Source organism: Verrucomicrobiia bacterium (genome assembly GCA_019694135.1).
Taxonomy (GTDB): domain Bacteria; phylum Verrucomicrobiota; class Verrucomicrobiia; order JADLBR01; family JAIBCM01; genus JAIBCM01.
This window is the reverse complement of the sequence record JAIBCM010000009.1, coordinates 1-8,661: the sequence shown is the minus strand read 5'-3', so window position 1 is coordinate 8,661 and position 8,661 is coordinate 1. Positions and strand designations below refer to the sequence as shown.

At 43.2% G+C, this 8,661-nt stretch carries 10 protein-coding genes; 8 read left to right on the top strand and 2 right to left on the bottom strand.

Annotation, left to right across the window (positions count from 1 at the left end; translation table 11 throughout):
* Window positions 1-47: 47 nt before the first annotated feature.
* Entirely contained in the window at window positions 48-1,133 is a 1,086-nt protein-coding gene (locus tag K1X66_09740) for an endonuclease/exonuclease/phosphatase family protein (GenBank protein ID MBX7158652.1), read from the top strand.
* Between the two features lie 21 nt (window positions 1,134-1,154).
* Window positions 1,155-2,306, top strand: a complete 1,152-nt coding sequence (locus K1X66_09735) for a hypothetical protein (protein MBX7158651.1) — start codon at window positions 1,155-1,157, stop codon at window positions 2,304-2,306.
* Between the two features lie 13 nt (window positions 2,307-2,319).
* Here K1X66_09735 and K1X66_09730 read toward each other — a convergent pair whose 3' ends face one another.
* Both K1X66_09730 and K1X66_09725 read right to left on the bottom strand, forming a co-directional pair.
* Window positions 2,320-2,487, bottom strand: coding sequence for a hypothetical protein (locus K1X66_09730; protein ID MBX7158650.1), 168 nt, complete (start codon window positions 2,485-2,487; stop codon window positions 2,320-2,322).
* Window positions 2,488-2,491: 4 nt separating this feature from the next.
* The gene (locus tag K1X66_09725) at window positions 2,492-3,250 is read right to left on the bottom strand and encodes a hypothetical protein (GenBank protein MBX7158649.1); all 759 of its coding nucleotides are present in this window, start codon (window positions 3,248-3,250) and stop codon (window positions 2,492-2,494) included.
* Between the two features lie 109 nt (window positions 3,251-3,359).
* Between K1X66_09725 and K1X66_09720 the strand changes: the two genes are divergently transcribed.
* The 6 genes from K1X66_09720 to tsaB are packed head-to-tail and all read left to right on the top strand — an operon-like array spanning window position 3,360 to window position 8,513.
* A complete protein-coding gene (locus K1X66_09720) occupies window positions 3,360-4,799 on the top strand; it encodes an NAD(P)H-hydrate dehydratase (protein ID MBX7158648.1) in 1,440 nt (479 codons plus the stop codon).
* A gap of 46 nt (window positions 4,800-4,845) precedes the next feature.
* Complete coding sequence (gene sppA / locus K1X66_09715) at window positions 4,846-5,859, top strand: signal peptide peptidase SppA (protein MBX7158647.1); 1,014 nt, start codon at window positions 4,846-4,848, stop codon at window positions 5,857-5,859.
* Window positions 5,860-5,877: 18 nt separating this feature from the next.
* Window positions 5,878-6,576, top strand: coding sequence for a CPBP family intramembrane metalloprotease (locus K1X66_09710; protein MBX7158646.1), 699 nt, complete (start codon window positions 5,878-5,880; stop codon window positions 6,574-6,576).
* A gap of 34 nt (window positions 6,577-6,610) precedes the next feature.
* Window positions 6,611-7,522 carry a thiamine-phosphate kinase gene (locus K1X66_09705; protein MBX7158645.1) on the top strand — a complete coding sequence of 304 codons (912 nt, stop codon included), beginning with the start codon at window positions 6,611-6,613 and terminating at the stop codon, window positions 7,520-7,522.
* Window positions 7,497-7,910 (top strand): tRNA (adenosine(37)-N6)-threonylcarbamoyltransferase complex ATPase subunit type 1 TsaE, encoded by a 414-nt coding sequence (tsaE, locus tag K1X66_09700; GenBank protein ID MBX7158644.1) that lies wholly within the window; start codon window positions 7,497-7,499, stop codon window positions 7,908-7,910. The genes K1X66_09705 and tsaE overlap by 26 nt, the downstream gene beginning before the upstream one ends.
* 6 nt (window positions 7,911-7,916) lie before the next feature.
* Window positions 7,917-8,513, top strand: coding sequence for a tRNA (adenosine(37)-N6)-threonylcarbamoyltransferase complex dimerization subunit type 1 TsaB (gene tsaB / locus K1X66_09695; GenBank protein MBX7158643.1), 597 nt, complete (start codon window positions 7,917-7,919; stop codon window positions 8,511-8,513).
* Window positions 8,514-8,661: the final 148 nt, after the last annotated feature.

Genomic DNA, 8,661 nt, shown 5'->3' with positions numbered 1-8,661 from the left:
GCACAAAATCAGTTGCTTCTCGCGCTGACACGAACTAGATTATGGCCATGAGTCGTATTCTAAAAATCGCGACATTACCGGTTTTAGGCTTGGGTTTGGTTTTAGGTTACCAGAGTGTTAGCGGTAAGTCAGAAAAAAAATCTTCGCGCGTTTCCTCGACGCCTGCTTATGTTACCGTGGCGAGTTATAATGTGGAAAATTGGGGGAAAACGGGTCGAGTCATTAAAAAGAAAAAAGTGATGGCCATGAAGCCGATGGACGAACAAGAGGCTGTGGCTGGGATTTTGAAAAAGATCAATCCAGATGTTTTGGGGTTAATGGAAATTTTGCGCGATCCGAAAGATGAAAATATTAAATCGGTTCGAAAAACGTTGAAAGAAGCAGGATTGGATTATCCTTACATGGCTACGGTGGTTGGAGATGATGAAAGAATACAAAATCTTTTGTTGAGTCGGTTACCCATTGCTTCGACCAAGGCGCTTAATGATGACGCTTTTTCTCTTAATGTGAGGCAACAGATTGAAGGAAAGTGGCGTGTTGGGAAAATCACGCGTCGTGTGGAGAGAGGTTTTATTGATGCGGTGATAAAAGTGAATCCTTCTTATCAATTAGAGATTATGGTAGCGCATCTTAAATCAAAACGGCCAGTGCATGAGTTTAATGATCCTCGCACTCATGAATTTGGAGAAGATGTGATTCGGCGTAATGAAGCTTTAATTTTGCGAAGCCATATGATGGATCGTTACAAGGAAAATCCTGAGGTGAATTTGCTTGTGATGGGAGATTTCAATGATATCCCAACGAGCGCTTCCAGTAGAACGGTTTTAGGCAATAGTTATGACTCGGTTTTAACGCATCAATTACCTCTTAAAGATTATTTGGGCGATCAGTGGACACATTTTTATTCTGATGAAAAAGCTTATCATGTTATTGATTACATGTTTGCGAGTGAGGGATTAATGACGGAATTTGTTCCGGAAAAATCTTATGTTTATCGCGAAAAATCTGGTGATCCCGCTAATTTAGCGTGGGCTAGCGCTTCGGATCATCGGCCGCTTGTTGCCACATTTTTAGCGACTAATATGACATTAAATCCCACCAATACTCAAAAGATGGCGAAGTCGCTAAATTAAACTTAATATTGATTAGCCGTCATGGCGAAAAAAATTGTTATTGGCGTTGGTATCGCGTCTCATCCCGTTTCTGCCGCTGGCAACACGTGGGCTTTTTTAAATTGGGTTTTAGGATTTCGCGAGGCCGGTTGGGAAGTGTGGATGGTGGAAGAGATTGATCCTGATCGTTGTATTGATGAAAATTGGAAGCCGACTCCTTATGAAACGAGTGTTAATCGTCATTATTGGGAAACAATTTGCAACGAATTTGGCTTGGCGGATCGAGCGACCTTATTGCGGGTTGGGCAGGAAAATCGATGTGAACTCGCAAAAAAGTTTGCGCGAGAAGCCAATCTTTTTCTTAATATTTCGGGCCATTTCAAAAATCGAACTTTAGCTATGCCTCAAGCCAAACGGATTTATTTGGATTTGGATCCGGCTTTTACGCAGATCTGGTCTGAAGTTTACGGCAGTAATATGAATTTTGAAGGACACGATATTTTTTTTAGTGTCGGAACCCGTTTGGGGCAGGAAGGAGTTCGAGCTCCGACATGTGGCATTTCATGGCATCCGACTTTTCCGCCGGTGGTGTTGCGATATTGGCCTTATGAGTCGCAATCGGCATTTGCGAAATTTTCTACTATTGCGCATTGGCAAGGTTATCCCTGGTGCGAATGGCAAGGGGCATGGTATAAAGGGAAAAACGATGAATTTATTCGCTGGGTCGATTTACCTCGGAAAGTAGAAACATCGTTTGAAATTGCGACGGATATTGAGGCATATGCCGAGGAATTGTTGCCCTTTTGTGAAGCGGGTTGGCAGTTAAAAAACGCGAAAGAAATCAGCGAGAAAAGCATCTATCACCAGAATTATATTCGTTCTTCTTCTGCAGAATTTAGTGCGGCGAAGGGGGGATATGTGCTTTCTCAAACGGGTTGGTTCAGTGATAGGAGCGTTTGTTATTTAGCAAGTGGACGTCCGGTAGTTTTGCAAGACACCGGCATTAGCCAGGTTTTGCCGGTGGGTAAGGGATTGCATACCTTTAGCACTTTTGCGGAAGCGCAAAGGAGTTGTGAAAGGGTTCACCAGAATTTTGTTGAGGAACAAAAAGCAGCACGTCAACTGGCCGAACGTTATTTTGATAGTCAGGTGGTTATCGCTAGAATGCTAGAGAATTTGCAGTTTAAGGGTTAGCGAAACAAAAAAGTTAGTTTTCTTGAGAAGACATCATTCCGCCTAAGGCGCCTTGTCCTTCCCAGCGTTGAGGGCGATTCCAGGGTAAGGTGGAAACTTCTTCGCGATCAGCTGGCTCGTTGGATGCACAGCCTTGGAAAAAAAGGGCGCTTAAGAATAAGGCGAAAAAAAGTAAGCGCATGGAATTAATTACTGATCACCAGATCACCCAATGTTGGCCGAGCTCCTTCTTCAAAGCGAACGACATCTGCTACCGATGTAGTTTGATCGACGGAAGCGATACGAATTTTGCCAATGGCTTGATCATTGCGAACGATGGTGAGTTCAGAATTTTCGACGACTCCTTGATTTTTTCCGATGTCCAAAACAACAAAGTTCCATTGAGAATTGTAAGCTACGATTTTACCCGTCACTCCTGGAGGGCTAACACCTTTGCGACGAAGTTCTTCTTCGGCTTGATATTTAGTAACCTGACCTTGCACTGCAGCCAGCTTATCTTCAGCAATACGAAGTTGATTGCGTAGATCTTCTGCTTCGCTCTTGGCTTGTTCTGCGTCAGCCACGATTTCGTCGGGAGATTTGTCGCCAAACATTTCTTGAATTTGAGCCAGCTTGGCTTCGGATTCTTTAATTTGGGTTTCTGAGTTAGTGAGCGCGGTTTGGAGTTCGGTAGTTTTTGCTTCGGCTGCTGCTAGAGATGCCTTAACATTTTCCACTTCAGAATTTAGGGACGCTACTTTGGCATCAAGTGTTTCTTTGGCTTGAGTGGTTTCTTGCAAGCGTTTCGTGGTGTCAGCGAGTTTGTTTTGGGTTTGATTGAGTGTTTCAGTAGTAGTAGCGAGATCTTGGGTTAGCTTTTTCTTTTCCAAAGAGGTTTTGAAAGAAACTACAGCAGCCAAAAGTGATGCTGCAAGGGCTACATATAAAATAATTTTGTTATTCATTTGAAACTCTTTCGCTTGTCTTTATCCTTTAAACTTCTTACTTTTCCAAGAAACTGTCCTATCTGTCAATGACTCTTTTTGCTTAGCAGATTAAGTTGCTCATGAAAATATGAAAATTATATCGGTAGCTCAGATGCGTTCCTTAGAGAAAGCGGCATTAAAGGCCGGAATTCACGAGGAAGGGTTGATTTTGGCGGCGGCTAAGGGGATAGCGGATTATTTACTGGTTCATTTTGAGCAGGCAGAAGCCTTTTGGTTTTTTTGTGGTAAGGGTAATAATGGGGCAGATGGATTGTGGGCATCGCGTTATTTAGCGGAAAAAAAGAAAAAAGTGCGTTGTTTTTCGCCTTATTCTTTAAACGAGCCGGATGTGGAACCGATTGAGAAATGTGAGGTGCCGCTTTCACGTCGTATCGTCATGGTGGATGCTTTGTTGGGGATTGGAGCTCAAGGCAAGCTTAAGGATGAAATTAGGTTTGTGACGAAATCTTTTTTGCAAGCGGGTAGGAATTCGGTGGTGGCGATTGATGTACCAACGGGTGTTTCGGCTGATACGGGTGAGATTCAGGAAAACGCAGTTAAGGCTGATATTACGTTGTGTTGCGGTTTTCCTAAATTGGGGCTTTTTCATGAGGAAACTCAGGATTTTGTGGGTCGGGTTGAGGTGGTGCCGTTGCCGATTCCTCACGACGCGTGCGATGCGTTAAAAGCGGATATTTATTTTTTTGATCGCGCCGAAGCTTGTCAAAGGATTCCTTATCGTAAATGGTCTTCGCATAAGGGGAGTTGCGGTCATGTTCATTTGGTAGCGGGCAAAATGGGAACGGCTGGGGCGGCAATTTTGGCAACTGAAGGCGCGCTTGCTTCGGGCACGGGATTGGTGACGGTGCATGTGCCCAAGACAATTTATGAAGTGGTAGCCTCTTCTGTAGCGGAAGCTTTGGTAAGGCCTTTTGAAAAGGTGGAAGAAAGTTTATTGGAATTTTCGGAGCATGCGGTCATCGTGGCAGGACCTGGATTGGGAGTCACTCAGGAGGTGGAAGATTTTTTGCTGCGTTTGTTGACGGATCGATCGCGGCGTGTGGTTTTGGATGCGGACGCTTTAACGGTGTTGGCTAATAGTCAAACTTTATTGGGCTTGTTGCATGAAAAGGTTTTGTTGACACCGCATCCAGGGGAGATGAAGCGGTTGTTGGGCGGACGGACGTTTGCGCGAAGCGATGCGTTGAAAGATTTTTTGCGACGTTATCCATGCGCTGTTTTATTGAAAGGTGCAGGTACGTTGGTGGGACAACGTGATCAGGAGATTTCTATTAATTCTACTGGCAATCCGGGCATGGCGACTGGCGGGATGGGGGATGTTTTGGCGGGATTATGTGGTGGTTTAATTGCTCAAGGATTAGATGTTTGTGCGGCGGGACGTTTGGCAGCTTGGTGGCACGGTGCTGCTGCTGATGAGGCATTAGCGAAACAGAGTTATGAAACTCTTTTGCCCCGGCATGTGATAGATTATCTTGGGAGGGCGATGCGCAAATTGCGCAATTCGTAAATCCACTTGCTTCCCAGTAAAATTGTGTCATTTTGAAAAAACGATTATGAGCCAAAGTTCGTCGAAACAGGGTTGTTTGATTGTTTTTTTAATTTTGTTGCTAGGGATTAGTGCGATTTTAAACGGTATTTTTTATGTAGGTTTGAAAGCGAAGCGATCCTCGTCGGCATCTCGTATGTTTGTGCATCGTGAATTTGAGGAAAAAACGATGGTTGAAGGGCGCTCGCCAAATAAAATTGTAGTCATTGATTTAATGGGGGTTATTACTTATGCGGAACCAGGAGAAAGTGGTGAGTCGAAGGTAGAAGAGATCATTCGACAGTTAAAACAAGCGCGTGAGGATAGATCAGTAAAAGCGATTATATTGCGTATTAATTCACCAGGCGGCGAGGTTAATGCGAGTGATGTGCTTTATCATGAGTTGCAAAGAACGCGGGATGAATTTAAAAAACCGATTATAACATATATGATGTCCGTGGCCGCTTCGGGTGGGTATTACGCCGCGATGGGGACCAGTTATTTGCTTGCGAACGAGATGACGATTACTGGAAGTGTTGGTGTTATTATGCAGTCGCTGCAATATCGGCAGTTGTTGGATAAAGTAGGGTTGCAAGTTTTAACATTTAAATCAGGTAAGTTTAAGGATATGCTTTCCGGCAGTCGGGAGCCAACGCCTGAGGAGTTGCAATATGTTCAGGATTTTATCATGGAAACTTACGATCGTTTTGTTTCAATTGTGGCTAAGGAAAGAAAGTTGGATGTGGAAAAATTGAAGACAGGCGTGGCGGATGGCCGAATTTTGTCGGGTCCGATGGCGCTTAAAGAAAAGTTTGTGGATCAATTAGGTTATTTTGAAGATGCAGTAATTAAGGCAAAACAACTTGCCAATGTGCGCGAAGCTCGTGTCGTGCGTTATATGACTCCTTTTGATTGGCGACGAGTTTTTAACTTTTTTGGCTCGGCTTCCTCAACGAAAGTAGAGCTTAACTGGTCTCTTGATCGCTATGCGTTAGAGCCGGGAAAGGCTTATTATTTGTCGCCGCATTGGTTGGCGAATTAAGAAGCACGCTCGCTGCACGTGGAATCGCAACAGAAAAAATTGGATTGGCATTTGAATCAGGTTGTTCCCTTATCTTTGGATCGATTGGCGTTGGGTGGTTTTTTGATTGTCTTGTGTTTGATTCTATTGGGCGGGGGAGTGAATTTTTTTTCTGTAGCAATGGTCGCAGCAAGTTTGGTGGGATGCTGGTTGGCGGGACGACAACCTATTGCTGCTTTGGGTTTGGCTAAGAGTTCCTTATTTTTGTGTGTTTTGGTTCCTTTAGCTGCTTATTTTGTTGCGCTTCCTTTGGTGGGATTGGGCGCGGTTGTTTCAGAGTGGGCATGTCGGTTTTTAGGAATTCCTTGGGAGCCGCAGTTGTTATTGAAAGATTTTATTGAATTAAAAAATCGTGATGAAATAGTTCGGTTTTTTTTATTGGCGGTGATTTTAGCGCCTTTATCGGAAGAAATTTTATTTCGCGGCTTTCTTTATGCTTGGTTTAAATCGTTTTGGCCGCGTTGGCTGGCGCTTTTCATTACTGCTATTTTATTTAGTGCTATGCATCAACATTTGCCCGTTTTTTTGCCTTTGATGTTTTTAGGAATTTTTCTAGGTCTTCTTTATGAATTGACCGGTTCGTTGTGGACCAATATTGGATTGCATGCACTATTTAATGCCGTGACATTAACCGTGGCAATGAATTATCCTGATTTGGTTGCGGTTATAGGTCGGTAACTTAGTTATTTTGAATTTTAAGTTTTGTTGTCTTATGCGGTTTAAAAAAAATCTTCTAAAAGATTTGGGCGAAGATGAGGTGATTCGACAATTGACGCTTTCGTGGAAGAAAAAAAATAAACGAGTATTATACGGAATTGGCCATGATTGCGCGGTGTTAAACTTGTCTCAATCTGAAGGTAAACTTTGTCTTTTTAAAACCGATGCAGTGGTGGAAGGTATTCATTTTCTTAAGCAGGAAAAACCGGAACGCGTGGGTTGGAAGGCTTTGGCGCGTTGCGTGAGTGATATAGCTGCGATGGGAGGTTTGCCGACGGCCGCTCTCATTACATTGGGTGCGCCGCTGACCACCAGATTGGAACGGGTTTTGGGCTTTTATCGAGGCATAGAGAAATGCGCGAAATGTTACGGGATTAATTTAGTGGGAGGTGAAACTACGCGAGCCTCTCAGTTTTTTTTATCAATTGCTCTTTTAGGTGAAGTGAAACGCAAAGAACTGGTGCTGCGATCGGGTGCAGAGTCAGGCGATTTTATTTTTGTTACAGGAACTTTGGGTGGATCGCGAAAGGGCAAGCATTTGGATTTTGTGCCGCGTTTGCAAGAGGCGCAATGGCTTGTGAAACATGTGAAACCTTCGGCCATGATGGATATTAGTGATGGGCTAGGAAAAGATTTGCTGCGTTTATGTCAAATGAGCGATGTGGATTTTGAAGTTGAGGAAGAAAAATTGCCGATAACTCGCGGTGCTACAAAAAAACAAGCCTGGTCAGAAGGTGAGGATTTTGAATTACTCTTTACCCTAAAACCAAAAGTCGCAGAAAAACTGCAGCAACACTGGCCGCTCCAAACGCGTTTAACGCAAATTGGCGTTATTAAGAAAAAAGGTGCAAAAAAGAAAAAATCGAAATACTTAAAAACCTATGGCGGATTCGATCATTTCCAATAGCGAATCGGAAACGGTTGCGATTGGCACGCAATTTTCTCAGCAATTGAAACAGGGTGATGTTGTGGCGTTAAGCGGTGAAATGGGCGCGGGAAAAACCTATTTTGTAAAAGGAATAGCAGAAGGTTTAGGTTTTGCCGGTGAAGTGACTAGTCCAACGTTTACTTTATTGCATGAATATCGCGGAGGTCGTTTGTCTTTATGGCATGCGGATTGGTATCGTATTCAATCTCAGCGAGAAATTAATTTTTTAGGTTTAGACGATGCGTTGCACGAAGGAGTTCTTGTGATGGAATGGCCCGAAAAAATAGAAACGCTTTCTTTAACGCCTGCTTTTCATGTTAAAATAGAAATTCAAAATGAAACACAGCGCAAAATTAGTTGGGAATAATCTATCATGTTACTTGCTTTAGAGAACTCTTCTTCGTTGGGATCTTTATGTTTGATTGATGGACAAAAGCCGGATCAAATTTTGTTTCAACAAGAATGGAAAAAAGATCATCGGAACGAAGAACTTTTTCAAGCATTGGAAAAAATTCAGTCCATGTTACAGCAGGTTAAGGTAATAGTGGTGGGATTAGGGCCTGGAAATTTTTCAGGCATCCGAGTTGGTTTGGCTGTTGCTCGGGCTTTGCGCCTTTCAAAAGGTATTCAACTCATGGGAATTCCAAGCGCCGATGCTGTGGGTAGACAATTTGCTCATGTCAGTCGACTTGGAGTTTTTGCCGATGCGAAACGCGGCGAATATTATCTGACGATTTACGAGAATGGGATTTGTATCAAAAAATCGCACACCATTTCTCGTGAGCGCGCAGAAGATGAAGTCAGTAAATTAACTTTCGCTGTTAGTGCTGAGTCATTGCCAGAAATTTCCGAACGAGCTTGGCCGCATGCGCGAGAATTGGCGCAGTTAGGATCGCAACGATGGAAGGATAAATCCCAACAAGAAACAGACCTGGAACCGATTTATTTAAGAGAGGCAGTAAAGATTTGAATAATCAAATGCCTAAAACACTATAAAAAAACCATTGACAAAGAGAGACAAGAGGTAAGAATTTGTGGGGATGAAGGTTAGACTATTTTCCTCAAAAGTTATTTTTCATCTTAAACGCATCATTAACAAACAATATTGGATAGTTAGC

What these genes read in the sequence shown, in the direction of transcription:
- tsaE (MBX7158644.1), top strand. Translation starts at nt 7,497, where the DNA reads ATGGCGGATTCGATCATTTCCAATAGCGAATCGGAAACGGTTGCGATT.
- K1X66_09735 (MBX7158651.1), top strand. Translation starts at nt 1,155, where the DNA reads ATGGCGAAAAAAATTGTTATTGGCGTTGGTATCGCGTCTCATCCCGTT.
- K1X66_09730 (MBX7158650.1), bottom strand. Translation starts at nt 2,487, where the DNA reads ATGCGCTTACTTTTTTTCGCCTTATTCTTAAGCGCCCTTTTTTTCCAA.
- sppA (MBX7158647.1), top strand. Translation starts at nt 4,846, where the DNA reads ATGAGCCAAAGTTCGTCGAAACAGGGTTGTTTGATTGTTTTTTTAATT.
- K1X66_09705 (MBX7158645.1), top strand. Translation starts at nt 6,611, where the DNA reads ATGCGGTTTAAAAAAAATCTTCTAAAAGATTTGGGCGAAGATGAGGTG.
- K1X66_09725 (MBX7158649.1), bottom strand. Translation starts at nt 3,250, where the DNA reads ATGAATAACAAAATTATTTTATATGTAGCCCTTGCAGCATCACTTTTG.
- tsaB (MBX7158643.1), top strand. Translation starts at nt 7,917, where the DNA reads ATGTTACTTGCTTTAGAGAACTCTTCTTCGTTGGGATCTTTATGTTTG.
- K1X66_09720 (MBX7158648.1), top strand. Translation starts at nt 3,360, where the DNA reads ATGAAAATTATATCGGTAGCTCAGATGCGTTCCTTAGAGAAAGCGGCA.
- K1X66_09740 (MBX7158652.1), top strand. Translation starts at nt 48, where the DNA reads ATGAGTCGTATTCTAAAAATCGCGACATTACCGGTTTTAGGCTTGGGT.